At 34.3% G+C, this 25,039-nt stretch carries 24 protein-coding genes; 15 read left to right on the forward strand and 9 right to left on the reverse strand.

Going from position 1 to position 25,039, the window contains the following annotated elements:
* The first annotated feature begins 13 nt into the window (after positions 1-13).
* The 9 genes from DDD_RS10935 to DDD_RS10975 all read left to right on the forward strand — a co-directional run bounded on the left by DDD_RS10935 (position 14) and on the right by DDD_RS10975 (position 10,697).
* The gene (locus DDD_RS10935) at positions 14-1,429 is read left to right on the forward strand and encodes a glycosyltransferase family protein (RefSeq protein ID WP_015362918.1); all 1,416 of its coding nucleotides are present in this window, start codon (positions 14-16) and stop codon (positions 1,427-1,429) included.
* Position 1,430: 1 nt separating this feature from the next.
* A complete protein-coding gene (locus tag DDD_RS10940; protein ID WP_041567107.1) occupies positions 1,431-2,864 on the forward strand; it encodes an MBOAT family O-acyltransferase in 1,434 nt (477 codons plus the stop codon).
* Positions 2,865-2,926: 62 nt separating this feature from the next.
* Positions 2,927-3,742, forward strand: coding sequence for a hypothetical protein (locus tag DDD_RS10945; RefSeq protein ID WP_041567108.1), 816 nt, complete (start codon positions 2,927-2,929; stop codon positions 3,740-3,742).
* Positions 3,742-4,884, forward strand: coding sequence for a glycosyltransferase family 4 protein (locus DDD_RS10950; RefSeq protein WP_041567109.1), 1,143 nt, complete (start codon positions 3,742-3,744; stop codon positions 4,882-4,884). Before DDD_RS10945 ends, DDD_RS10950 begins: the two co-directional genes overlap by 1 nt.
* Positions 4,881-6,365, forward strand: a complete 1,485-nt coding sequence (locus DDD_RS10955) for a glycosyltransferase family 2 protein (protein ID WP_015362922.1) — start codon at positions 4,881-4,883, stop codon at positions 6,363-6,365. Before DDD_RS10950 ends, DDD_RS10955 begins: the two co-directional genes overlap by 4 nt.
* The gene (locus DDD_RS10960; protein ID WP_015362923.1) at positions 6,352-7,365 is read left to right on the forward strand and encodes a glycosyltransferase; all 1,014 of its coding nucleotides are present in this window, start codon (positions 6,352-6,354) and stop codon (positions 7,363-7,365) included. The genes DDD_RS10955 and DDD_RS10960 overlap by 14 nt, the downstream gene beginning before the upstream one ends.
* A gap of 36 nt (positions 7,366-7,401) precedes the next feature.
* A complete protein-coding gene (locus tag DDD_RS10965) occupies positions 7,402-8,409 on the forward strand; it encodes a hypothetical protein (protein WP_146250781.1) in 1,008 nt (335 codons plus the stop codon).
* A complete protein-coding gene (locus DDD_RS10970; RefSeq protein WP_015362925.1) occupies positions 8,409-9,626 on the forward strand; it encodes a glycosyltransferase in 1,218 nt (405 codons plus the stop codon). The genes DDD_RS10965 and DDD_RS10970 overlap by 1 nt, the downstream gene beginning before the upstream one ends.
* Positions 9,627-9,629: 3 nt before the next feature.
* A complete protein-coding gene (locus DDD_RS10975) occupies positions 9,630-10,697 on the forward strand; it encodes a glycosyltransferase (RefSeq protein ID WP_015362926.1) in 1,068 nt (355 codons plus the stop codon).
* An 87-nt stretch (positions 10,698-10,784) separates the two neighbouring features.
* Here DDD_RS10975 and DDD_RS10980 read toward each other — a convergent pair whose 3' ends face one another.
* The 3 genes from DDD_RS10980 to DDD_RS10990 are packed head-to-tail and all read right to left on the reverse strand — an operon-like array spanning position 10,785 to position 12,943.
* Complete coding sequence (locus DDD_RS10980) at positions 10,785-11,135, reverse strand: carboxymuconolactone decarboxylase family protein (RefSeq protein WP_015362927.1); 351 nt, start codon at positions 11,133-11,135, stop codon at positions 10,785-10,787.
* A 3-nt stretch (positions 11,136-11,138) separates the two neighbouring features.
* Positions 11,139-11,975 carry a twin-arginine translocase subunit TatC gene (gene tatC, locus DDD_RS10985; protein WP_015362928.1) on the reverse strand — a complete coding sequence of 279 codons (837 nt, stop codon included), beginning with the start codon at positions 11,973-11,975 and terminating at the stop codon, positions 11,139-11,141.
* A 2-nt stretch (positions 11,976-11,977) separates the two neighbouring features.
* The gene (locus DDD_RS10990; RefSeq protein WP_015362929.1) at positions 11,978-12,943 is read right to left on the reverse strand and encodes a KpsF/GutQ family sugar-phosphate isomerase; all 966 of its coding nucleotides are present in this window, start codon (positions 12,941-12,943) and stop codon (positions 11,978-11,980) included.
* Between the two features lie 85 nt (positions 12,944-13,028).
* Here DDD_RS10990 and recQ point away from each other — a divergent pair, with 85 nt between their 5' ends.
* Complete coding sequence (gene recQ, locus DDD_RS10995; protein ID WP_015362930.1) at positions 13,029-15,221, forward strand: DNA helicase RecQ; 2,193 nt, start codon at positions 13,029-13,031, stop codon at positions 15,219-15,221.
* 698 nt (positions 15,222-15,919) lie between these two features.
* Positions 15,920-16,519: a hypothetical protein gene (locus DDD_RS11000; protein WP_015362933.1), complete on the forward strand. Its 600-nt coding sequence runs from the start codon at positions 15,920-15,922 to the stop codon at positions 16,517-16,519.
* Between the two features lie 76 nt (positions 16,520-16,595).
* On the opposite strand, the gene DDD_RS11005 is transcribed toward DDD_RS11000, so the two are convergent.
* Together DDD_RS11005 and DDD_RS11010 are read right to left on the reverse strand one after the other, a co-directional pair.
* Positions 16,596-17,093: a YceI family protein gene (locus tag DDD_RS11005; protein ID WP_015362934.1), complete on the reverse strand. Its 498-nt coding sequence runs from the start codon at positions 17,091-17,093 to the stop codon at positions 16,596-16,598.
* A 92-nt stretch (positions 17,094-17,185) separates the two neighbouring features.
* The gene (locus tag DDD_RS11010) at positions 17,186-17,623 is read right to left on the reverse strand and encodes a MarR family winged helix-turn-helix transcriptional regulator (protein ID WP_201764094.1); all 438 of its coding nucleotides are present in this window, start codon (positions 17,621-17,623) and stop codon (positions 17,186-17,188) included.
* A gap of 131 nt (positions 17,624-17,754) precedes the next feature.
* On the opposite strand from DDD_RS11010, the gene DDD_RS11015 reads away from it, so the two are divergent.
* Positions 17,755-18,378: an outer membrane beta-barrel protein gene (locus tag DDD_RS11015; RefSeq protein ID WP_015362936.1), complete on the forward strand. Its 624-nt coding sequence runs from the start codon at positions 17,755-17,757 to the stop codon at positions 18,376-18,378.
* A gap of 15 nt (positions 18,379-18,393) precedes the next feature.
* Here the strand turns inward: DDD_RS11015 and DDD_RS11020 are convergent, their stop codons facing one another.
* The 4 genes from DDD_RS11020 to DDD_RS11035 form a co-directional block, all read right to left on the reverse strand.
* Positions 18,394-18,978 carry an HD domain-containing protein gene (locus tag DDD_RS11020; protein ID WP_146250782.1) on the reverse strand — a complete coding sequence of 195 codons (585 nt, stop codon included), beginning with the start codon at positions 18,976-18,978 and terminating at the stop codon, positions 18,394-18,396.
* 30 nt (positions 18,979-19,008) lie between these two features.
* Positions 19,009-19,500, reverse strand: a complete 492-nt coding sequence (locus DDD_RS11025) for a CIA30 family protein (RefSeq protein WP_015362938.1) — start codon at positions 19,498-19,500, stop codon at positions 19,009-19,011.
* Positions 19,501-19,587: 87 nt separating this feature from the next.
* The gene (locus DDD_RS11030; protein WP_041567111.1) at positions 19,588-21,159 is read right to left on the reverse strand and encodes an ABC transporter substrate-binding protein; all 1,572 of its coding nucleotides are present in this window, start codon (positions 21,157-21,159) and stop codon (positions 19,588-19,590) included.
* 81 nt (positions 21,160-21,240) lie between these two features.
* On the reverse strand, positions 21,241-22,206 hold the full coding sequence (locus tag DDD_RS11035) for a Gfo/Idh/MocA family protein (RefSeq protein WP_015362940.1): 966 nt from the start codon (positions 22,204-22,206) through the stop codon (positions 21,241-21,243).
* Positions 22,207-22,394: 188 nt separating this feature from the next.
* On the opposite strand from DDD_RS11035, the gene DDD_RS11040 reads away from it, so the two are divergent.
* The 3 genes from DDD_RS11040 (at position 22,395) to DDD_RS11050 (ending at position 25,019) form a co-directional block, all read left to right on the forward strand.
* Complete coding sequence (locus DDD_RS11040; protein ID WP_015362941.1) at positions 22,395-22,805, forward strand: DUF2141 domain-containing protein; 411 nt, start codon at positions 22,395-22,397, stop codon at positions 22,803-22,805.
* 125 nt (positions 22,806-22,930) lie between these two features.
* On the forward strand, positions 22,931-23,842 hold the full coding sequence (locus DDD_RS11045; protein ID WP_015362942.1) for a TIGR01777 family oxidoreductase: 912 nt from the start codon (positions 22,931-22,933) through the stop codon (positions 23,840-23,842).
* Positions 23,843-23,858: 16 nt separating this feature from the next.
* Complete coding sequence (locus DDD_RS11050; protein ID WP_015362943.1) at positions 23,859-25,019, forward strand: WG repeat-containing protein; 1,161 nt, start codon at positions 23,859-23,861, stop codon at positions 25,017-25,019.
* Positions 25,020-25,039: the final 20 nt, after the last annotated feature.

The following is a 25,039-nucleotide window of genomic DNA, read 5'->3' on the forward strand; positions in this document are numbered from 1 at the left end:
TTTAAAAATTCAGATGCCTGATCATAAAAATAGCAAACCCAAAGTATTTATTCTCTTTCCTGATGGAGTAGGACTGCGCAATTTTGCATTTACTCGATTTAAAGAAATAGGCGAGCAGCAAGGTATTGATATCACGTACTGGAACAATACTGTCTTTTCTCTTGAAAAGGAATTAGGCTATCCAGAAGTAAAAATAGAAAGCACTAGAATACATTCTAAAACACCGGTAATTAACCACGCACGTAAAAGAGTGGAGTTATCGCTTTCGCGAAAGCGGACTAATGACCCAGTTTATTCCACGTACCGATTTCCCTTAAAATGGAATAATGTCAAGAATATTGTTAAAAGTGCTTTTGTAAAGTTTCATGAAACCTTTAGCGCAAGTTCTAAAGGCTGGCAGAGTCTTATGGATCAAATGAATGCTGCCGAACGTTATACACAACGGTATCAAGAAGTGAAAGCACAGCTAGAAGAGCATCGGCCAGATTTGGTATTTTGTACTACTCAAAGAGCAACACAAGCTATAGCACCTATACTTGCGGCTCAAGATTTACGAATTAAAACCGCTTGCTGGATTTACAGTTGGGACAATCTTCCTAAAGGAATGACCACCATTGAAACCGATTATTATTTTGTCTGGTCGGAGTTGATGAAAGAGCAATTGCTGGAGTATTATCCTAAAACTAAACCAGAACAAATATTTGTCACAGGAACACCGCAATTTGAACCTCATTATAATGCTTCTTTATTGCTTTCGCGAAAGCAGTTTTGTGAAAATCATGGATTGCGAGAAGAAACGCAGTACATCTGTTTCTCTGGTGATGATCAAACTACTTCACCTCTTGATCAATATTACCTAGAAGATACTGCGATTGCTGTGCGACAGCTGCGCCAAGAAGGTCGTGATATAGAGATTATTTACCGCAAAGTTCCGATTGATTTCTCTGGTAGATATGATGCGGTTCTAGAAAAATATAATGATGTGATTACGGCTATTGATCCTTTATGGAAGCCTATGGGCGAGCAATGGAACCAGGTCATGCCTACAAAGGAAGATTTTGCATTACTAGTCAATACTTGCTATCACTGTGAACTGGTAGTTAATATATGCTCTAGTATGGTGTTTGATTTTATTGCACATGATAAACCTACTATTTATCCTAATTATGAGCAGCCACAGCTTAAAAAGGGAATACGCGATATAGGGCAAAATTATAAGTACGTACACTTCCGTTCTATGCCAGATTATGATAAAAGTGTAACTTGGGCCATGAATAAGTCTGAAATTTATGACGGTATTAAAGGCTTGCTGGATGGAAAAATAAATCCAGTTCCAGTCACCAAAAAATGGTATGGAATCGTAAACAAACCAGAATCTCCTGAAATGGCTAGTGAGCGCATTTGGGAAGGGATTAAGTCGATTTTATAATATGCTATTTAATTCTTTTGAATTTTTAATTTTTCTACCAGTCGTTTTTATCATGTACTGGTTTGTCTTTAAAGGAAATTTAAAAGCGCAGAATATTTTTATACTAGTTGCGAGTTATTTCTTTTATGGCTGGTGGGACTATAGGTTTCTTGCATTAATTGCTTTTAGTACGATAGTAGATTATTCTATTGCTGTTGTTATGAGCGGTTCTGAAAATAAAGCCAAAAGGAAGATGTTGCTAATCACTTCTTTAGTCGTTAATCTAGGGCTACTTGGTTTCTTTAAATATTATGGCTTTTTTGTTAATTCTTGGGTGGATGCTTTTAGCTCGTTAGGAATAGAAATGCATAGAAGTACATTAAATATTATATTGCCAGTAGGAATTTCATTCTATACGTTTCAAACATTAAGTTACACGATCGATGTATATCGACGCAAGCTACCAGCATCAAAACACTTTATAAATTTTGCTGCATATGTAGCCTTCTTTCCGCAGTTAGTAGCTGGTCCTATTGAGAGAGCAACTAATTTGTTACCACAGTTTTCTAAGGAAAGAACCTTCAATGAAGAGCAAGCGATTTCTGGAATCAATCTTATTTTATGGGGTTTATTTCAAAAGGTGGTTATAGCTGACAGTTGTGCACCTTATGTCAATAGTATTTTTGACAACTATGAGAGCATGAATAGCCTAAGTCTTATTCTAGGTGCTGTGTATTTTGCTTTTCAGATCTACGGAGATTTTGCAGGATATTCAAACATTGCTATAGGAACAGCGAGGTTATTAGGTTTTGATTTGATGCGTAATTTCAATTATCCATATTTTTCTAGAGATATGGCTGAATTTTGGAGACGCTGGCATATATCGTTATCAACATGGTTTAGAGATTACCTTTATATACCACTAGGTGGTTCTAGAGGTTCTAAATGGATGCAACTGCGCAATGTGATGATCATTTTTATCGTAAGTGGTTTCTGGCATGGAGCTAATTGGACTTTTGTTTTTTGGGGATTTTTACATGCTTTATTTTTTATTCCCATTTTATTATTAAATAGAAATCGTAGTAACTTGAATCAGGTAAGTGAAAACAGAATTCTACCTAGTTTAAAAGAATTGAGCCAGATGCTAATGACCTTTTTTTTAGCTTGTGTTGCTTGGGTATTTTTTAGAGCTTCAAATATTACCGAGGCATTTCAATATTTACAGAATATCTATGAAAATTTGAGTTTTAATATTCAATACCTTAACATAGAGCGCTACAGCGTAGAAATGCTACTAATTATTTTTATCTTTATATGTTATGAATGGTTTCATAGGGGTAAAGAGCATCCATTTTATGGAAAATGGAAATGGCTAAAAATTGCTAGTGTTATTCTTTTGTTGCTTACTTTAGGTGTTTACTCTAATCATCAAGATTTTATATACTTCCAGTTTTAATGAAGAGTTTTTGTAAACATATCGCAATTATAATCTGTATCGTTATCACGGCGATGGTAATTATGGATAAAATATATACGGTTGCTTTTAACCAAGGAACACCAAGAAATAAAGTACAATACATTACCCAACTCCAAAATACTCATATTGATTATATTTTTTTGGGTAGTTCTAGAGTAGAGAACCATATCGATTGTGCCGTTGTGGAGAAATTGACTGGTAAAAGCTGTATTAACTTAGGCCTACAAGGAAGTAAGACTAATGACAGTGCCGCATTTTTACAAATGTTACAAAATAATGAGGTTACTTATGATAAGGTTTTATTTCAACTTGATTATGCGGTAAATTTTGATGCCTACTCACCACAATTTAAATCTTATATCACTCCTTATCTTAATAATGAAACAGTATCTGAAAATATTAAAGAAGATTTAAATCAACCATGGGGCTATAAGATTCCATATATAAGATATGCGGCAAACGATAAACTAATAGGATTTAGAGAAGTGTTGCTCCAGCTAACACACAAGAAGCCTAATGTAGATTTGAATAATGGCTATGTTTTGTTGACTGGTAACTCTGTAGCGGTAAATGGTTCACTACCACAGAATATTCAAAAAGAAAATGATGGGGTTCAATTGTTGCAGCAACTCGAACCAAATCATTTGATCTTTTATACATCTCCTTATTGCAACAATGTCCCTAATCGGGAAGCCTTTATGAAGGAGCTTACAAGTAATTATCCTCAAGTTTTCAATTATATTGGATTGTTTGATAACCAAAAAGGTAAGTTTAGTGATTGTGGCCATTTGAATTTAAATGGCTCACAGCTATTTACAGCTCAAATTACTCAAGATATTTTACTCAATTCTCATTAATGCATATAGCCTACCTCACACCAGAATATCCTCATGCTAGAATCAATAACGGAGGTGGCATGGGGACAAGTATTGAAAATCTTGTAAAAGCTCTGGTAAAAAACAATCAACAGGTCTCTGTTTTTGTTTACGGGAGCAGGAGAAGTGAAGTTTTTACTGATGGAGGAATCACTTTTCATCTCATTGCACAAAAGAATTATAAAGTTGGAGGTTTTTATTTTTATCGCAAACATATTGAGCAGTATATTAATAACAATGCTCAAAACATAGATATCTTAGAAGCTCCTGACTGGACAGGCATTACCGCTTTTATGAGGTTGAAATTGCCGTTAGTAATTCGGTTTCATGGTAGTGACACTTACTTTTGTCATATTGAAAAAAGAAAGCAAAAGCTTAAAAATAAATGGTTTGAAATGTTGGCAGTTAGAAAGGCTATGGCTTATATCGCACCTACATACTTTGCTGGAGAAAAAAGTATGGAGCTTTTCAAGCTACCCAAAGAAAAACTTAAGGTCATACATTACGGTCTTGAACTAGAAAATTTTAATAACAATCATCCTGAAGAATTTGAAAAATATCGAGTTCTCAATATAGGAACACTGATAAGAAAAAAAGGTGTTTTTCAACTTATAGAAACCTTCAATAAACTAGTTGAAATAGAGCCCAAAAGTACACTAGTTTTCATAGGTGCTGATAGCGTTGATATTCATACCGGTTCTGATTCTACATGGGAATTGATGCAAAATAAAATGACCGATAAAGCTGCATTATCCATTACCTACCTAGGCAAAATCCCTTATGAATTAGTACAAGAACAAATTAAAAAAGCACATGTTTGTGTTTTTCCATCTCTAGCAGAAACCCTAGGAATGGTGACGATTGAATCTATGGCACTTCAAAAAGCAGTGGTAAATACAAATATAGGTTGGGCACAAGATTTAATAGAACATGGTGTAAATGGGTTCATGCACCATCCAGACGATATTGATGCCTATGTTGCTAGTATTAAAGAACTATTTGAAGATTTAAACTTAACCATTAAATTAGGTCAAGCAGGTAGAGTCAAGACAGAAGACAAGTTTGATATTCAAAAAATTGTATATCAAAATCTTGAATTATATAAAAGTATTAGTTCCCTATGATTAACTTAATGCATCATGATGGTATTGCTGTTACTGAGAGTTATAAAGGGCTACCTATAATTAAAGCTATTTATAAATGTGCTCAAGAACATCCTGATGATTACCTTTTGATTTATCATAAAGATGCGGATTTACACACATTTAAAAAGTCTTTACCAGAATTAAACCATAATGCATACTTTTTCTCGAACTATAACAACATCAGTGAAGATTTAGGGTATGTGGAGGATAGTCCTTTTTTAAGTATTAATAAAAGAGTCATCTATCCCACCTGGTTAAAAGGAACTACTATCGTTTGTGTTCATGCTCAACTAGTTGAAATGACAGCAGGCACTCATACGTCTGAACACAATTTGTTGTACTGGTTAAATTCCATAGGAAGGTTATCGCGATCTTTAGGCGTTTTAAATTATCAAGTCCCTTCCATAATTCAAAATGAACATTTTAATGATTTCCAGCTATATAGATTTGTGAAACAACATTATAAATCAAGATGGATCTTCATTTTGCTCTTATGTCATTTATGGTATGAGAGACGATTTCCATTTTTGGCTTTTATTAAATCGTTTTTTTATAAAAAGTATTCCGTAAACCTTGATATTCAAGTTTTACAAAAACTAAGTATTGAAAAGGTTGTGGAGCACAACCAGTATGATGTTGTTATTCCTACCATGGGTAGATCAAGATATTTAGAGAATGTATTGATCGACCTAAGCAAGCAAAAAATACTTCCTCAACAAGTCATTATTGTAGAACAAAATCAAGATACATCAGCTAGTTCAGAACTTGATTTTTTGAAAACTGAGAATTATCCTTTTGGGATAATACACCATTTTATACATCAAACAGGTGCTTGTAATGCTCGCAATCTTGCAATAGAGAAGTCGTCTGCTTCTTGGGTATTATTATTTGATGATGATGTGAGAATTGATCCTAGTTTCTCCGAACTCATATTTAATTTTCTCAAAAGAATGCATGTAAAATGTCTTACATTTTCATGTTTGCAAAAAGGAGAAAAAGAGAAATTTCAAACTTTTTTACAATGGCCGGCTTTTGGTTCGGGATGCTCTATTGTTCATAGAGACGTGATAAAGAAATGTAAGTTTGATATGGCTTTAGAACATGGCTATGGGGAAGATGTGGATTATGGAATGCAAATACGCAACGCGGGATATGACGTAATCTATGCACCACAAATTCAGATGTTGCATTTGAAAGCGCCCATTGGTGGATTTAGAAAGCCGCATGTTTTTCCTTGGCAGCATGATGCTATTCAACCTAAGCCTTCACCACAAATTATGTTTCATCGTAAGAAGAATTACACAGCAAAACAGTTGCTAGGTTACAAATTGACCTTGTTTATTAAGTTTTATAAAGATTACTCTATTAAGAATCCCGTATCCTACTATAAGTACTTTAAAAAAGCATGGAGTAATAGTATATATTGGTCTAAAAAATTAGCGCAGGATGCAAAATCATAAGCTCAGTCTTATCATCTGTACTTACATGAGGCCAGAACCTTTGACTAAGTTATTAGAATCTGTGATGACTCAATCTAAAGTGCCTGATGAGATTTTAATCATTGATGGTTCTGTAGATGATAGTACTGGATCTCGCTTTCGCGAAAGCGGAAACAATATCATACATTATCACAATGTACCACCTGAACATCGAGGACTTACCAAACAGCGCAATTATGGAATAGAACGTGTTTCTGAAGATATAGACGTAGTTGCCTTTCTAGATGATGATACAATTCTCAATTCAGATTATTTTGAAAAATTAATAGCAACGTATGCTCAATTTCCAAAAACAGTGGGAGTAGGAGGCTACATCACTAACGAAGTATCTTGGGAGAAAGTTACACAAGATCATCCAGAAAATGTCGATTATTTCTATTATGATGGTTATCGTCGTAAAGAAAGTAGCCGTTATAGACTGAGAAGAAAGCTAGGTCTAGCTCAAAAAACGCCACCAGCGGTTTATCCAGCGTTTGGTCATGGTAGGTCTATTAGTTTTTTACCACCATCAGGTAAGATTTATAAAGTTGAGCAATTAATGGGCGGTGTTTCTAGTTTTCCATTGTCCATTTTAAAAGTACACAAATTCTCTGAATATTTTGAAGGTTACGGCCTCTATGAAGATGCAGATTTTACTTTAAGACTTTCAAATATTGGAGATTTATATGTCAATACGGCCGCTCAATTAGAACACCATCATGATGCTGCCGGAAGACCTAATCAATATAAATACGGTAAAATGGTAGTGCGCAACGGCTGGTATGTGTGGCGTGTTAAGTATCCCAATCCATCGTTCAAAAATAAAGTGAAATGGTATCAAATCACCATTTTGTTAACTGTTATAAGATTTCTCAATATCTTTACTACTAATCAACGCAAAGAAGCTTTTACAGAAAGTTTAGGTAGAGTAGTAGGGTGCTTGAGTTTGATAAGCAATAGTCCTAAGTTGAAAAGGACATAAATTGACCAATTACAATTACAATTATATTTCTTTTCTATGAAATTAGAGCTATCTGTATGGACACATCATTTGAATCACTTATTGTATTCATATCACTACTATTGTGTTCAAAATAACTTGAAGCTCAATGTCGTATTCGATAAATCTGTAATGCATAATGGAGCGATTCTATACGTAAATTCTAAAACTGTTTTCTTTGACTATAGCGACGATGTTTTGTTTTTAGAAGACCATAGTAAGTACGATTTCTATTTTAAAAGATCATTGAGTATTGACGCTAAAATTTATAACGTGTACCCTTTAAATTTTAATGTTCCTATCAGTTATAAAACAACCAGTTTACTATTAAGTTTAAATAGGGATTTTTTGTTTTACAAGCATAATAAAACAGAGCTGTATCGTGCTTTAGATTTTTTACATTTGAAATCAAATTCTGCTCACTCCTTACTAGATGTACGAAAGTTAAATAGAAGCGTCTCTAAAGGGAATGGTGAACCGCTTTACTACACTAGGTTATGGAATCCTAATTCTACCAATGATCCACAAGAGAAAGAGCGCCGATTCATTCAAAATGAGTTTAGAATAAATGCTTGTAGAATAATTAAGAATACTTTTAAAAATGCTAAAACAGGCCTTTTTCCAGACCCTTATTCTATCAAGCGTACATCAGATATCGTTTTAGATTTAAATTCTTGTAAGAAGAGTAACTATTTAAAAACCTTAAAGCAATTTAGTATAGGTGTTGCAGATGATGGATTAAAAGATACTCCTGGATGGAAAATAGGTGAATATTTACTTTATGGTAAAGCTGTAATTTCAACACCTATTAAAGTTCAGATTGATCAATTTAAAATAGGTGAAAATTATCTATCACTTTCTGATAGAACCGCTTACAAAGAATTGCCAGATAAGATTAGGGATTTACAGCGGGATGAGCGTTATATGGAGATGGCTCAAGAAAATTTGAAATGGAGCAAGCAATATTTACATCCTCAAAACTATTTAAACCGAGTGTTAGAAATTATAGATAACAGTAAAAAATAATGATCAAGTTTCTAGTAGTCACAGACGCACATTTGATCCGACAGAACGGCAAGAAGGTAGCCTATGCTCCTTATGTTAAGGAAATGGATCTATGGATGCGTTATGTAGATGAGGTTACATTTATCTGTCCTAGTAAAATTACAGGTAAATTATTAGCACAGCCTTTTTTAAGGCAAGATTTTAATCAAATAGGTTTAAGAAGACTAGAGTTTCACACGCTTGGCTCGGCTATTATTTCTTTTATTACTGTCCCTTATCAGTTTTTTGTTTTGTGTTTCGCTTTCGCGAAAGCGGATCACATACACTTAAGGTGTCCTGGAAATCTAGCGTTACTGGCCAGTATCGCACAGGTTTTGTTTCCTTCCAAAAAGAAAACAGCAAAGTATGCTGGTAATTTTGATCCTAATGCAGTGCAGCCTATCGCCTATAGATGGCAAAAAAGAATTCTTTCCAATTCATTTTTGACCAAAAATATAGACATACTTGCCTATGGAAAATGGCCAGATCAATCTGAAAATGTAAAGCCTTTTTTTACAGCTACCTACAAAAGAAACCAAATAACACCACTAACGAAAAGAGACTGGAATGGTCCTTTTAAAGCCGTATTTGTGGGAACAATGGGAGCTAATAAACGACCAATAGAAGTTTTTGAGATAATAAAGGAAATGATCGACAAGGGAATTGATATTTCCATAGATTTTTACGGCGACGGACCATTAAGAACTGAGTTGGAGTCCAGAGTTAAGCTGGTAGGTCTAGAAGATAAGGTGCGATTGCACGGTAATGTGGATAATAGCATAGTTACTGAAGCCTATAAAAATGCGCATTTCTCATTTCTTCTTTCTAAAAGTGAGGGCTGGCCTAAAGCCGTTGCTGAGGCTATGTTTTGGGGTTGCATACCTATTGCGAGTCAAGTAAGTTGTGTCCCATGGATGCTTGGAGCAGAAAATTCCAAATTCCAAATTCCAAATTCCAAATTTGAAAATGATACTAGTTCGTCAAAGAACAATGCCAGTTCGAGCGAGAGTCGAGAAGAGGCTTGTTGTGAACGAGGTATTTTAATCAAAGAACTTTCAACAGCTGAAGAACAAGTAACAGAATATTTAAGTCAGCCAGATGTGCTTCAAAAATTTTCAGAAAACGCGGCAACCTGGTCTAGACAATATACTCTTGATGATTTTGAAGAAGCGATTCAGCAATTAATACAAAATGATTGATCTATGAAGGTATTGCAAATCATAGATAGTATGGAAGCTGGTGGAGCAGAGCGTATGGCAGTGAATATTGCTAACGTTTTAGCTGATGCAGGTCATGATTCACATCTTTGCGTTACAAGAAAAGAAGGATTGCTTAAAGAATCCATTGACGATCAGGTCAATTATTTGTTTTTAGAGAAGAAAGGTAAAATAGGATGGAACGCCATTTTAAAACTTAGAAATTACATTAAAAAGCATAATATTGAAGTCGTTCACGCTCATAGCACATCGGCCTTTATAGGTGTTTTGAGTTGCATCACTTTACAAAATAAACTGAAGTTCATCTGGCATGATCACTATGGTAAAGCAAACGAACTAGAAGCAAGACCTGCTCAGATGTTACAACTTATTTCGTACTTTTTTGATCACGTGATCAGTGTAAATCAGTTGTTGAGAAGGTGGGCTATCGATAAGTTAAAGAGTAAACAGGTTACCTTCTTGGAGAATTTTGCTGTAAAGTCAAAGGAGTCTCAGCTTTCATTACCCTTAAAAGGCATACAAGGCAAACGCATGATATGCTTAGCCAACCTGAGAGAACAGAAGGATCATTTGAATCTTATACATGCTTTTGCTGGTGTTCATGAAGATTATAAAGACTGGACGCTGCACCTATGTGGTCAAGATTTTAATGATGCCTATTCTCTAAAAGTAAAAAATCTTATTACAGAAAAGAACTTGCAGAATCACGTATTTCTTCTTGGTTCCAGATCAGACGTAAGTGCAGCGCTTAATGAATGCAATATTGCTGTTTTATCCTCAAAATCTGAAGGTTTACCGGTTGCTTTACTAGAATACGGATTGCACAAATTGCCAGTAATTACTACCGATGTAGGTGCTTGCGCGGAGGTTATTAAGGAACACGGAATTGTAGTGCCATCACAAGACTCCATTGCCTTATCAAAAGCATTAATCGATATGGTTAATAATGAAAGTAATCGTCAAACTTTGGCTAGTAAGTTCCATCATCACGTGATTGAAAATTATGGAACGGAGCGTTACGTGGAGAAGCTTTTGGTAATTTATACGAGCTAGTTATTATCAAAGTTCTTCCAAAACGGTTAAAGCTAGATGAAGATGTTCAGTTTAATTTTGTTTTTCGTTTTGATTTTATTTTTACTTTTACTTTGCATTCTTCTCTACCGCATCCCAGTATTCATAGGCACGACGTAAATGTGGTATAACAATAGTTCCTCCTACTAAGGTTGCAATAGACAGTGCCTCAACGACTTCTTCCTTGGAAATTCCTTCTTTATGACTTGCTTCCAGGTGGTATTTTACACAATCATCACATCTTAAAACCGTGCTTGCCACAAGGCCTAATAGCTCTTTTGTTTTCTTGTCTAATTTTCCAGCTGCAAAGGCATTGGTGTCTAGATTAAAAATACGTTTGATGATCTTGTTGTTATCTTCAAGAATGGCATCGTTCATTTTTGCGCGGTACGCATTGAATTCTTCTACTTGATTACTCATATTTTAAGGGGTAGCTAATTTCTTTTCTCTTCTTTTTTGTCTATAAAGGACAAATTTAGATATGAAAATGCTCACTTCGTATAAAATTAACACAGGTATAGCAACTATTATTTGACTCGCAACATCTGGTGGAGTAATTACCGCTGCTACTATTAAAACTATAACGAGCGCAAACTTTCTGTTTTTTCTCAAACCTTCAGGCGTTGCCAGTCCTATTTTAGTAAGAAAGTAAATAATCACTGGTAATTCAAATAGTAATCCAGAGGCTAGTATTGAAGCTCTTATGTAAGCAATGTAGCTTTCAAGACTTGGCTCAGGAACAATTTGATCACTTAATCCATAAGTAATCATAAAGTGAACAGAAAGCGGAGCAATCATATAATAACCAAATAAGACACCAATGAAAAACAATAAGGAGCATATGATGATAAATCCACTACTATATTTTTTTTCAGAAGACTTTAATCCAGGTGCTATAAATCGCCAGACTTGATACAATACCCATGGAAATGCTACTACAAAACCAACAAGGATGGATGTCCATATATGAGCTGAAAATTCATCTGACATCCCTTTAGATTGAATTTTAAAGGTGAAATTAGGATCACAAAAATCACTTTCAATCCCCATAAATCTTCCCATTTTACAGAAAAACTCATACGTTAAGAAGTCAGCTTTCTTAGGACCAAAAATGACAGTGTCAAAAATGAATTCTTTAAAAAAACCAGCGATCACTGCACCTACCAGAATACCTGCGATAGAACGTATCAAACACCAGCGTAGTTCTTCTACGTGGTCGAGAAACGACATGTTATTGGGGTCTGCTTTTTTGCGAGCCATAATTAAATGATTCCTTCTCTTATTAAATCGTGAATGTGCACAACACCTGAGTAGCCTTTATCATCTACTGAGATCAATTGGGATATATTGAATTCTTCCATCATTTCTCTAGCTTTTACAGCCATGGAAGATGCTTTAATCGTTTTGGGATTACCGCTCATAATATCACTAGCGTGAAGGTAATCTATGTTTTTACCGCTAGAAAGCATACGTCTCAAATCACCGTCAGTAATAATACCTACAGCTTTATTATCTGCTGTAACTACCGTCATTCCTAGCATGTTTTCTGAAATGTTCACAATGACGTCTCTCAAAGAAGTGGATGCAAGTACTTGTGGTTTGTTATTTTTCTCAGCTAAATCTTGTACTCTTAAATATAATTTTTTCCCCAAAGCACCGCCTGGATGGTATCGAGCAAAATCTTTATCAGTAAAACCTTTTAACTCTAATAGACTTATCGCTAGAGCATCTCCTATAACTAGTTGTACGGTCGTACTCGTAGTAGGAGCAAGACCATTGGGACAAGCTTCTTCTTGAATAGCAGCATGTAAAATATAATCTGCAGCTATACCAAGAAAAGAATCTTTATTGCTCGTTATGGCAATGAGCTTGTTTTTAAAATTCTTGATAAGAGGAACAAGGACTTTAATTTCTGGCGTGTTACCGCTTTTAGAGATACAAATGACCACATCATTAGTTTGTACAATTCCTAAATCTCCGTGAATAGCATCTGCGGCGTGCATGAATATAGCAGGAGTTCCTGTAGAGTTCATTGTTGCTACTATTTTTTGAGCAATGATCGCACTTTTGCCTATTCCAGTGATGATAACTCGGCCTTGAGAGTTGTGTATGTGTAATACCGCTTTCGCGAAAGCGATATCGATACCATTTACGAGATCTGTAACCGCTTGTGCTTCAGTTCTAATGGTTCTTTTTGCTACTTCTAAAATTTTATTTTCTTGTTCCAAATACGATTACTTTTAGGTATAATTTGTGATAAAGAAATTATATCGTAAATTTAGCTTACAAAGATAAACAAAACGCACCAGCTGCATGGCAGATACGCAAATAGGATTAGAAGAAAATCTAAAGAAATATTTTGGATTTGAACAATTTAGAGGTCTACAAAAACAGGTCATAACGTCATTACTCAATAAAGAAGATTGTTTTGTCATCATGCCTACTGGTGGTGGTAAATCATTATGCTATCAATTACCGGCATTAATGCAAGAAGGTACTGCAATCGTGGTATCACCACTTATAGCATTAATGAAAAATCAAGTAGATGCCATAAGAGGTGTCTCTGATCACGATGGGGTCGCTCACGTATTGAACTCCTCACTGTCAAAAACAGATGTGCAGCAGGTTAAAGATGATATAGAGAACGGTATCACCAAGTTATTATATGTAGCTCCAGAATCATTAACCAAAGAAGAATATGTAGATTTTTTAAAACAACAGAAAATCTCCTTTCTCGCAGTTGATGAAGCACACTGTATTAGTGAATGGGGACACGATTTTAGACCAGAATATAGAAACTTACGTAAAATTATAGACCGCATAGGCTCAGATATTCCTATCATAGGATTAACCGCTACGGCGACGCCTAAAGTACAAGAGGATATTCTTAAGAATTTACAAATTACAGATGCGACTACATTTCAGGCGTCATTTAATAGACCTAATTTATTTTATGAGGTACGTCCTAAAACAGCAAATGTAGATGCAGATATCACTCGCTTTATCAAACAAAATGAAGGCAAGTCAGGAATAGTTTACTGTCTGTCTAGAAAAAGAGTGGAAGAACTGGCACAAGTTTTACAAGTTAACGGCATTAAAGCGGTTCCTTATCATGCAGGGCTGGACGCAAAGACTCGTGTAAAACATCAAGATATGTTCTTGATGGAAGATACTGATGTAGTTGTAGCAACCATAGCTTTTGGGATGGGAATTGATAAACCAGATGTTCGTTTTGTAATTCATCATGACATTCCTAAAAGTATAGAATCTTATTATCAAGAAACAGGTCGTGCTGGTCGTGACGGAGGAGAAGGACACTGTCTTGCTTATTATTCTTATAAAGACATAGAAAAATTAGAAAAGTTCATGTCAGGAAAACCTATTGCTGAGCAAGAGATAGGACATGCTTTACTGCAAGAAATGGTAGGTTATTCTGAAACTAGTATGAGTCGTAGGCAGTATATCCTGCACTATTTTGGTGAAGAATTTGATCCTGCTACAGGTGAAGGAGGCGATATGGATGATAACATGCGTAATCCTAAACCTCAAAAAGAAGCCGTTGAAGAAGTAAAGAAATTAATTAAGGTAATTGATGCCGCTGGTGAGCGTTATAAATCTAAGGATATTGTAAATATTCTTATGGGTAAGAATAATGCTATGATTTCTAGCCATAAACTAGACCAGCACGATTACTTTGGAAGTGGTAAGAATAAAGAAAAGGCTTTTTGGACGGCATTAATCCGTCAGGTATTGGTCGCTCGATTGATACGTAAAGACATTGAATCTTATGGTACGCTTAAGGTTCTAGAAGCTGGTCATGATTTTATCAAAAATGGAGAAACCTTCATGATGAGTGATGATCATACCTATGGTGATGACTCTAATCAAATAGTAGCAGCTTCAAAAGGAGGCGCTATTGATACACAACTCGTAAAGTATTTAAAGGACTTGCGTAAAAAGGTTGCCAATCAGAAAAATGTACCTCCATATGTAGTTTTTCAAGATCCTTCTTTAGAAGACATGGCTACTAAGTATCCTATTTCTATGGAAGAAATGGCAAACATTCACGGAGTAGGTGAAGGTAAAGCTAGAAAATATGGGAAGTCTTTCATTGAGCTTATTGCAAAATACGTAGAAGAGAATGACATCGTACGACCAGATGATCTTGTTATTAAAAGTACTGGCGCAAAATCAGGAAATAAGCTTTATTTTATAACTAGTATTGATCGCAAGCTGAGTTTTGATGACATGGCTAGTGCCAAAGGTCTAGAAATGAATCAGTTGATCAATGAGTTAGAAAGTATCGTTTATAGTGGTACTAAATTAAATGTAGGTTACTGGATTGATGAAATGCTAGACGAAGAGCAACAAGAAGAACTGCATGAGTACTTTCTTGAGTCAGAAACTGATAAAATAGATGCTGCGGTTGAAGAATTTGACGGCGATTATGAAGAAGAAGAAATACGCTTGTACCGCTTGAAGTTTATCAGTGAAGTGGCAAATTAAACTATCATTTGACCTCTTCAAAAAAATTAGAACTGAATAGTAATTTTCTGATAAACTCTTCAATTGATAAATTAGGTTCATATCTATCAAATTATCCTGATGGTATTTTAGATGATTATCATAATTTAGCAATCAAAAAAATATCGTAAAATTCTGATAGGTTTAAAGTTTTTAAATACTATAAGTTTCAACGATTTGATTATGATTATGCGATTTGTATAATTAATCTGAATCCAAAATCTTCTGATCATACTTTAATAGAACTTAGTTTTATAAAAGGAGAAGCTATTAAAGATGCTTGGAGGTTTGCTCTATTAATAGGCTTTGGTATTTCCACTATGACCTTATTAATTCTTCATAATTATGTAGATATTATCTTTTTTTATTATTTCCTTATTCCTTTAATAATTTTTGTAGGTTCTCAAATAGCAATGAAATTATATTCAAAAAAAATGTTTGAGATTCAGTCTAAACGAATCATCAAGTCAATTAAAAGCGAAGTTTCAAAAATTAATCAATCAAATTAAAAATTATCCCGCTTTCGCGAAAGCGATCTTACAATCCATTTAATCAACATCTTACATATTTATAAAAATAGATTTACGAAAACTTTTCGTAAATGGCACGGCTCTTGAATACAGATAAACAAGGGCAAGCCGAAAACCTAATAGAGTAGGCATTATTTAAAAACAGAAATCATGAAAAGAATGTTACTTTTTATCGCAACTAGTTTGATGATGATAACCACTGCTCAGGCAAATGAAATCGACCTGAAAGAATCAAATGATTTCAAAATGAACCAAACAATTTACCGAAACGTTCAACCTGTTTTGTTCACTTATAATAATGTAGATTATGCCATTTTTCCTGATGGTAGAATTGAATTTGAAGTGCCGCAGGGCAATACAAGATCTAATTATTACAGACGAAGTACTTCAAGAAGGTATACTACCTATTCTACTTCTTTATTAAATAATCGTAGACAATTTGTACGATATAATAGAAGAGGTCAAGTAGTGAAAATAGGTAATACACGCTTGTTCTATAATAGACTAGGAGCTATTCAAAAAGTAGGAACTCTTAATGTAGGATACGCCTATGGTGTAGTGAATAGAGTAGGCGGACTGGAAGTTTTATATAATAGACGCGGCAGGTTGATCGCAGCAAGAGGTCATGTACTGGTAAGAAACTTTTACGGACATGGACATGATTGTAATGATCATAATTTCGGAGAATTTATAGATGATCATCAAGATTGGGATGACGGTATTTATTTTAAAAGAAAGGCTACTAAATAAGGACTATTCCTTATAGAAAAAAGCTCTCGGGAGAATCTCTCGAGAGCTTTTTATTTTCTATTAAAATGAATATTTGCTAAAATTCCAAAGTAACGACCACCTCAAAGTTGTCATGGATAAAGTTATCGCCTAGTCCTTTAAAGAAACTTTTAGAACCATACTTTACATCATATTTACTACGGTCTATTATTAAAGTTGAGATTAATTTATCACCTTCTTCTAGTAATTGAAAATTGATAGGGTTTGTAATTCCTTTAATGGTAAGATCTCCAGTAGCTTGATAAATACCCTTATTGTCTTTACTGATGGAAGTAATTACAAGATTTGCTGTTGGATGTGTTGCAGTAGAAAAGAAATCATCACTTTTTAAATGACCTTCTAGTTTGCCTTTCATTTCTCCTTCTAGATCTGTCACATGGAGACTATCCATATTCATTTTAAAAAATCCTCCAGAGATTTTATCATCTGTGTAGTCTAAGTTTCCTTCCTGTAATTGAATAGTTCCTGTGTGTGAACCACCAAATTTTTTACCGGTCCATACTGCTGTGCTTTTTGTTGTGTTTACTGTTTTCATTTTTATTGATTTAAGGGTTTCCTTTTATAGGAAACAGGATTAATATAATTGTTTATATGATAATTGTATATACAAATAAATAAGTAAATTTTTTAAATTTTGTTGAGTCCTTCTATTAAGGTGTTCAATTCCTTATTGTTGAGGTCATTGGTAAGTGTAGTTTCTACGTCGTCTACTTTTTTATCTAGAACTTTTAATAGTTTCAAACCTTCATCGGTAATGTTCAATTCTATTTGTCTTCTATCAGTAGGACATTGTTTACGACTTACTAGCTCTTTATCTACCAGTTTATCGATTACGCGAGTTGTATTTGAGTTGGCATGAATCATATTTTTACTTACGTCTTGAAGACTAGCAAGCTCACCTTTGCGTCCTCTTAAAATGCGCAAAACATTGAATTGTTGAATCGTGATTCCATGATCTTTTAAATTGAGGCTTATCGCTTCTTGAACCTCAGTACCTTTTTTTATTAAGGTGGTTATTAGCTTTCGCGAAAGCGGAACAGCAGCAGAATCATTCGACATATTCATTTACACTTACATTAATTGTTGGTACAAATATATTTTAGTTCGTGAATATTTCAATAGAATTTATTGTTAAAATTGAAATAGTAGATGTATAATTTTACTTATTTTTACGTAGCTAACTAATAATCAGCATTATGAAAGGTATTACAAGATTCAATAAACAGGACATTTTAAGAGCATTTTTGGTTCTTAGTTTATTATGTTCAAGCTTCTTAGGAACTGCACAGTCGTCCAACGGTTTTGGAATTACGGCTGGTGTGAACTACGGCTCTACAGGAGACTTGTCACAAAATGGCCAGACGATCATAGATAATCCAGAAGAGAAAATAGGATATCACGCGGGAATCTTCTATAAAGCAGATGTTGCACTCATTTATTTAAGACCTGAATTAAAGTTTACGCAATTGAGCAATGAATATGATGGAGATCAACTGGACATTCAAAAGTTAGATTTACCGATTCTTGTAGGAACTAAAATTGTAGGTCCATTGCATATTTTTGCAGGTCCTTCATTGCAATATATTTTGAATACTGAAATAGGAGATGTAGATTATAGTGACGTTCAAGAAGAATTTACTGTAGGCGCTCAAGTTGGTCTTGCTGCTAACTTTGGTAATATAGGTATTGATGTGCGTTATGAACGTGGCTTTACCACAAATGAAATCATGCAAATTGAGAACGTTATCGATATTAATGGCCCTATTACTATAGACACTAGGCCAGAACAAATCATACTTGCAATAAGTGTCAAGCTGTAAATTTGCTCTTAGCTTTTATGATAAACTAGCGATCTCATTTTTAATGTTTTCTCGAGCTTGATTCTCATATTTATCAAAAAACTCGTCTGTTTTGAAAATTTGTTCTTGTTCTAGAAAATGGATCATCGCTTTTCTACGAGCTGGTTTATACAGGAAGTTAGGATAGATGCAATATTCTTTTCTGATTTTTTGAGTATAAGAGATATATGTTTCTGGGGTTTGACCTAGAATTGCCAGATCAAGATCTAATAAAAGATTGATATCGCTATTTGTTGATTTCTTATGCTCTTTAGTTGCTAGTATAGATTCTTTGCATAGATGGATATGTTTAAAATCTGTTTTAGAAAGATGTTTTTCTAAAACTATCGCGCTTTGCATTTCGTTATCTTTTTTACTTGCTTTGTAGATGATATCGTGGTAATAGATACTTAATATAAGTGCATCTCTATTATCTGGTTTGCAACTGCACCGTTGTAACTCATCCATCATAAATGTTAAATGTTGCAAATTATGATAAGGTCTTGAAGAGGAAGAATATTGTTTTACTAAAAAATCCAGACACGTACTTATATAAGTCATATCTGGAGTGTATTTTTTCAATATCGCAATGTAAAGCTCTAATAACTGCACTTACTCTACATGAATTTTATCAATCAAAAGTTTAAATGAAGCTTCTTTGTTTCCTATGAATAGAGATAGTTCATCTATAAACATGTGATGAAAATTATCCATATTAAGCTGGCTACCTCTAAAGGAAGCTGTCATTTCATCCAGTTCTAATTCTACAGTTTCCCATTCTCCAGTGGTAGAAAAAGGGATAATATAAGAATGACCGTCTGAGGAATTTTCTTTAAAACGTAATTGATACTCATTTCCATCACCTTTTACTCTCAAAACAGCCTTAGTAGCATCTCCAAGTTTTTGATCTGGGCATTCGTATCTTACGGAGGCAAATCCGCCATTATTCTCTAATGATACTTCTCCACTAAAACATGCGTGTCCTTCATCGTTTATAGTAAATGAGCTTGATGAAACGCCACCCATTACAGTGTCATTAATAGGTTTCCAATTATCTAATTCTGTATCTGAATTAAAATCAAATAAAACAATAGTTGTTTCCATAGACGGGAAAGATAAAGTTTAACGTCACTTTTTTCCAACGATTTAGAAATATTTTAAGTAATTATTGTAGCGTAATATGTAATAATCCTACTTTTCTTTTCTTACACGAGTAAGATCAAGCATATTGACGGCATTGCTTTCTAGATTCTTTACATCCTTAGAAATAAAACGCACACTTTGATCGTAATAAAGAGGTACAATAGGAGCTTCTTCTATAATAAGACTGTCCATTTTTATGTAAAGATTCTTTCTTTTTTCAGGATTGGTACTTCGTAGCGACCGCTCGTATAAGCTATCGTACAAACTATTTTTAAAATGAGTATAGTTGGGTCCAGCTGGAGAGAAGTTTTTGGAATAAAAAAGCGCTAGATAATTTTCCGCATCAGGATAGTCTGCAATCCAGCTGCTTCTAAAAATATCCAATTGCCCATCTTTACGAGCTTGTCGCAATGCAGATGGTGTCATCACATCTATTTTAACCTCGAGACCTATTTTTTGCATTTCTTTCTGTATGAACTCGCAAAGGTCAAGGTAATTTGCTCCAGTACTTATAGTAATACTAGGTTGAAAATCTCCCGTCTCTTTTTTATAAGAGTCAATTAATTTTTGAGCTAATTCAGGGTTATAACTGTAACCTTTTACAACGCCGCCAGCAGGAAGTCCATCAGGAATAAAACCATGTTGAGCAGGAGTTCCTATATTGTTGCGCAGGTATTTGATCATTTTATTTCTATCAAAACCATAATTAATAGCTTTTCTTAGATTCTTGCTTTGTAGCTCTGGTACATCATTATCGATCTTAATACCTAAATATTCTGTATTTAAAAACGGAGATTTAATAAGATGTACATCTTCTAGGTATTTTAATTTTAAGGTTCCAGATGTCGTCAACAGTTCATCTTTATAACTAGGGTCTATCGCGTTGATAAAATCGAGGTTACCTTGAGCAAATTCTAAAAATTCACTCTGTTTATCGGTTTTAAATGTAATCGCAACTGCTTCTAGATAGGGCAACTGCGCGCCGTTCTTATCCTTCTCAAAGTAACGTTCATTTTTACGCAATACCATTTTTACATTTTCTTGCCATCTTTTGAGATAGAAAGGTCCAGTACCTATAGGGTGTTCTCTTAGGTTTGTGCTTCCATCGGGCACCACACTGCAGTACTTCATGGATAGCAATCCTAAAAATGCAGGAAAAGGTTGTTTTAAGGTAATTTCTAATTCTAGTTCTCCTAATGCTTTTATCTCTTCCACATTTTGCAGTACAGAAGCACCAGGCGATGCCACTTTAGGGTCTATTAATCGCTCGAGGGAATATTTAAAATCTTGTGCTGTTACTGTTCTCGCTTTCGCGAAAGCGTCATTAAAATAAACATCTTTCTTTAAGTAAAATTTGTAAATAGTAGCAGTAGAATCTACTTCCCAGTGAGAGGTAAGATCTGGAACAACGTCTAAATTTTGATCTAATTTTACAAGGCCATTGTACAATAGGTTACATACCCAAATATTACGTTGATCTTTTGCAAACGCAGGGTCCAGACTGGTCACGTTTGCATGCTCGTTGTACCTAAAAACCGTTGTAGGATCAATTTCTTGATCTGATTCATTACATGAAGTAATAATTACCAAAATAACTATCCAATGGAAGTATTTAAACATAGGGTAAATATATTGCGCTTATGATACTATGTAAGTAGAAAGGTTTGTTAATTTTATTATTGTGATAATAGCAAATTTCTTTTAATATTCTAAACCGATCAAAGACCTTACATGATCTAAAGTTTTTATAAGATCTAAACTAAATTGATGCGTCATAAGATCGCTTTCGTTTTTATTATTTTTTAGACAGGCCACGACTTCTTTGATTTCGTGCGTGTAACCATTACCATCTATTACAGTATTAATAATTTGTGTTTCTTGATGTTCTATTTCTACAACTAATTTTCTGGTGCTGTGAAAAGGTTCTTCCATAGTAATCTTACCTTTACTACCGTATATAATGGTTTCAATAGGTATTTTAGAAGTGAAGTCAGATTTTAATGATGCAGTAGCATTATTTTTAAATTTCATAATCATTGCACAATGCTGGTCTACGTTATTTGAGTTTAATTGACCTACGGCATAAGTTTCTTTAGGAAGGCCTAATAATAGTAAACTTATAAATATGGGATAGATTCCTATATCTAGTAAGGAGCCACCGCCTAAATCTTTACGGTTCAAACGGCTATTGGGTTCACGCGTAGCGGCAAATCCAAAACTAGATGAAATAGAATTGATTCTTCCTATCGCACCAGAATCAATCAACTCCATTACTTGGAGTGTTCCTGGTATGAATCGAGTCCAGAGTGCTTCCATAAGAAATAGGTTTTTCTCTTTTGCGGTTTTAATCATGTCTTTTACTTCACTTGTATTCATGGCAAATGGTTTTTCACAAATAACTGCTTTGCCAGCATGGAGACACATCATAGTATTTTTATAATGAAAGGTATGTGGTGTGGCGATGTAAATAACATCAACCTCAGGATTTGCAGCCACCTGCTCATAAGAATCGTAATAATATAGGGCATTATAGCTAGTGGCAAACTCTCTTGCTTTTTCTTTATTTCTAGAACCGACGGCTTTTAAAGTGCAGCTATCTACTAGTGCTATATCATGAGCAAATTTGTGCACTATCTTCCCTAATCCTATAATTCCGAAGTTTACCATTCTTATCATTTTATCTTACAAAGTAAGCGAATATCACCTACAGAAGTCTATGAAAACACAATTGATTTGATTGTAAATGACAAATTATTACAATTCAGGTATGAAATGTTACAGTTGAGTCAGGAGTATTATTTTGAACTGTAAAGCTGCTGCATATTTGTCCTGTCTAACAAATTAAACAACACATTATGAAAACTTTATTTACATCTATCATCGTTTTATTTATTTCCATCGCAATGAATGCACAAGAAACATTCACTCTTAAAGTCACTGTTAATAATGCAAAGGATGATCAAGGAAAAATGGTTTATTCTTTAAGTACTCAAAACCAATTCATGAAAGCCGCGCCATTACAATCTGCAAGCGTAGAAATAAAAGATGGAGTAGCCGTTGCAACCTTTGAAAATGTTCCAATAGGTGATTATGCGGTGATGGTGTTGCATGATAAAAACGGAAATAACCAAATGGATTTTTCTGAACAAGGAATGCCTACTGAGGCTTACGGAATGAGCAATAACCCTATGAGTTATGGTCCTCCTACTTGGGAAGATGCAAAAATCACTGTGGACTCAGACAAAGAAATCACCGTACGATTGTAGAAGAGAATTAGCCACCACATTCTTTTTAAAAACAGGTAAGTATCTCAATTGATACTTACCTGTTTTCATGTTAATTTACTCCAAAGACAATAGGCTTCTAGAGTTTTGATATTTAAATTCGTTATATGGTTGTACTTATAACAGGAGCTACTGGTCTAGTAGGCTCAAAGATTTCAGAAGATTTACGTTCTCAAGGTCATACGGTTCATTATTTGACCACTAGGCAAAGTGCCATTAAAAACGAGGAGAAAAATAAAGGGTTTCTATGGGATGTTAAAGAAATGACCATAGACCCAAAATGTATTGATGGAGTAGATGCCTTGATCCATCTTGCTGGTGAGACTGTTTTTCAAAGATGGACAGATGATGCTAAAAAACGTATTCTGGACAGCCGCATCGATAGCACGCAACTTTTGTTGAAGCTACTACAAGAGAACGAGCATCAAGTTAAACATGTTGTAACAGCCAGCGCAATAGGTATTTATCCAGACTATCAAAACGGAAAGGCATTAAAAGAAAACGATATACCGCCCACAGCAACTAATTTCCTAGCTGATGTTTGTATCGCTTGGGAAAAAGAAGGTGCTAAGTTTCAAGATTTAGGTTTAAAACACGCCGTCGTACGCATAGGAATTGTACTTTCTGCAAAAGGTGGAGCGCTAGATCAAATGGCAAAGCCAGTTAAATTTTATGCGGGAGCTGGATTTGGTAATGGTAAAATGTGGCAAAGCTGGGTAGCAATAGATGATCTTTCGGGAATTTTTATTCATATTATAAAACATACTTTAGAAGGTATTTATAATGGAGTTGCACCACATCCTGTAAGAAACCGTCCTATGATGGAAGCGATAGGTAAGGTGTTAGGAAAACCAGTTTTTTTACCTAATGTTCCAGAATTTGTAATGAAATTAATGTTAGGAGAGATGTCTTCTATAGTTCTAGCAAGTCAGCATGCAAGTAGTGAAAAAATTATGGAAAAAGGATATCATTTTGAGTTTCCAGAATTAGAAAGTGCATTGAAGCAGTATTTGAAATAAGTAGAAAAATTAGTATATGAATAAAATTTTGTTCCTTTTGTGTTTAATCCTATTAAGTGGTTGTGCAAAGAATACTCCAAAAATATCTACAGGTAATTCTGAGTTGACTTTAATAACTAAAGATAACAGATATGGCTTTATTGATGTCGATGGCAATATTGTTATAGAACCGATCTTTTACTCTGCGAGAGATTTCTCTGAAGGACTAGCATGGGTATCATTAGGAGGTTTTGACAATAAGGGTTATATAGATAAAACGGGAAAAATAGTATTTAAATCAAAATATTACAGCACTAGTGATTTCAAAAACGGTTTAGCTACAGTTATTGATTATAACGGAAGGTACGGCTTTATAAATAAAAAAGGTGAAACTGTTGCGGAACCAATTTTCCATATGGCCTATGATTTTAATGGGGATTTAGCGCCTGTAAGACTAGATCGTAAATATGGATTTATAAACAAAAAAGGACAATTAGTCATCGATTTTAAATATGATGACGTGTTTGATTTTAGTGATGGTTTATCTAAAGTAAGAATAGGTAGGGAATATAGTTTTATTAATGAAAATGGCGAATCTATAATTAAACCTAACTTCGATAAGGTTGAAAGTTTTTCTGAAGGCTTAGCAACATTTACGGTTGATGGTAAAGATGGTTGTATTGATACAAATGGAAAAGTGGTAATTGAACCCAAGTTTTCCAAGATATATGAGTTTTCAGAAGATAAAGCCGCCTTCATTGTTGTTTCTGAAAAAATAAAAAAATTCTCCTTTTCAGATTATGAGTTGAAAACTTATACCGAAAGACTAGGATATATCAATAAATCTGGCAATATTGTTATTGAGCCCAAATTTAGAAAAGCAGGAAAATTCATTGATGGCTTGGCGGTGGTACAACTATTAAAAGTTGGAGACGAATATTTTAAATCTGCGCATATTGACTTTGAAGGTAACATTATAAAAAATGCAACTTATGACGAAGCCTTCCAATTCTCAGAAGGATTAGCTCTTGTAAAACTCAATTCTAAATATGGATATGTGAATAAGCAAGGAGATGTTGTAATTCCATTAAACTTTGATAGTGCAGATGCTTTTCACAATGGTTTGGCGTTTGTGAAACTGGGAGATAAAAGCGGTTATATAAACAAAATGGGAGACTTTATTTACGTTCAAAATTAAATAAGTTTTAAAATTTATTT

The organism is Nonlabens dokdonensis DSW-6 (assembly GCF_000332115.1).
Taxonomy (GTDB): domain Bacteria; phylum Bacteroidota; class Bacteroidia; order Flavobacteriales; family Flavobacteriaceae; genus Nonlabens; species Nonlabens dokdonensis.

Coding starts and splice junctions, on each gene's coding strand:
- DDD_RS11025 (WP_015362938.1), bottom strand. CDS start 19,500: ATGGAAACAACTATTGTTTTATTTGATTTTAATTCAGATACAGAATTA.
- DDD_RS10945 (WP_041567108.1), top strand. CDS start 2,927: ATGGATAAAATATATACGGTTGCTTTTAACCAAGGAACACCAAGAAAT.
- DDD_RS10960 (WP_015362923.1), top strand. CDS start 6,352: ATGCAAAATCATAAGCTCAGTCTTATCATCTGTACTTACATGAGGCCA.
- DDD_RS11010 (WP_201764094.1), bottom strand. CDS start 17,623: ATGAATATGTCGAATGATTCTGCTGCTGTTCCGCTTTCGCGAAAGCTA.
- DDD_RS10965 (WP_146250781.1), top strand. CDS start 7,402: ATGAAATTAGAGCTATCTGTATGGACACATCATTTGAATCACTTATTG.
- DDD_RS11035 (WP_015362940.1), bottom strand. CDS start 22,206: ATGGTAAACTTCGGAATTATAGGATTAGGGAAGATAGTGCACAAATTT.
- DDD_RS10950 (WP_041567109.1), top strand. CDS start 3,742: ATGCATATAGCCTACCTCACACCAGAATATCCTCATGCTAGAATCAAT.
- recQ (WP_015362930.1), top strand. CDS start 13,029: ATGGCAGATACGCAAATAGGATTAGAAGAAAATCTAAAGAAATATTTT.
- DDD_RS10935 (WP_015362918.1), top strand. CDS start 14: ATGCCTGATCATAAAAATAGCAAACCCAAAGTATTTATTCTCTTTCCT.
- DDD_RS11030 (WP_041567111.1), bottom strand. CDS start 21,159: ATGTTTAAATACTTCCATTGGATAGTTATTTTGGTAATTATTACTTCA.
- DDD_RS10970 (WP_015362925.1), top strand. CDS start 8,409: ATGATCAAGTTTCTAGTAGTCACAGACGCACATTTGATCCGACAGAAC.
- DDD_RS11045 (WP_015362942.1), top strand. CDS start 22,931: ATGGTTGTACTTATAACAGGAGCTACTGGTCTAGTAGGCTCAAAGATT.
- tatC (WP_015362928.1), bottom strand. CDS start 11,975: ATGGCTCGCAAAAAAGCAGACCCCAATAACATGTCGTTTCTCGACCAC.
- DDD_RS11015 (WP_015362936.1), top strand. CDS start 17,755: ATGAAAGGTATTACAAGATTCAATAAACAGGACATTTTAAGAGCATTT.
- DDD_RS11040 (WP_015362941.1), top strand. CDS start 22,395: ATGAAAACTTTATTTACATCTATCATCGTTTTATTTATTTCCATCGCA.
- DDD_RS11050 (WP_015362943.1), top strand. CDS start 23,859: ATGAATAAAATTTTGTTCCTTTTGTGTTTAATCCTATTAAGTGGTTGT.
- DDD_RS10980 (WP_015362927.1), bottom strand. CDS start 11,135: ATGAGTAATCAAGTAGAAGAATTCAATGCGTACCGCGCAAAAATGAAC.
- DDD_RS11000 (WP_015362933.1), top strand. CDS start 15,920: ATGAAAAGAATGTTACTTTTTATCGCAACTAGTTTGATGATGATAACC.
- DDD_RS11005 (WP_015362934.1), bottom strand. CDS start 17,093: ATGAAAACAGTAAACACAACAAAAAGCACAGCAGTATGGACCGGTAAA.
- DDD_RS10955 (WP_015362922.1), top strand. CDS start 4,881: ATGATTAACTTAATGCATCATGATGGTATTGCTGTTACTGAGAGTTAT.
- DDD_RS10975 (WP_015362926.1), top strand. CDS start 9,630: ATGAAGGTATTGCAAATCATAGATAGTATGGAAGCTGGTGGAGCAGAG.
- DDD_RS10940 (WP_041567107.1), top strand. CDS start 1,431: ATGCTATTTAATTCTTTTGAATTTTTAATTTTTCTACCAGTCGTTTTT.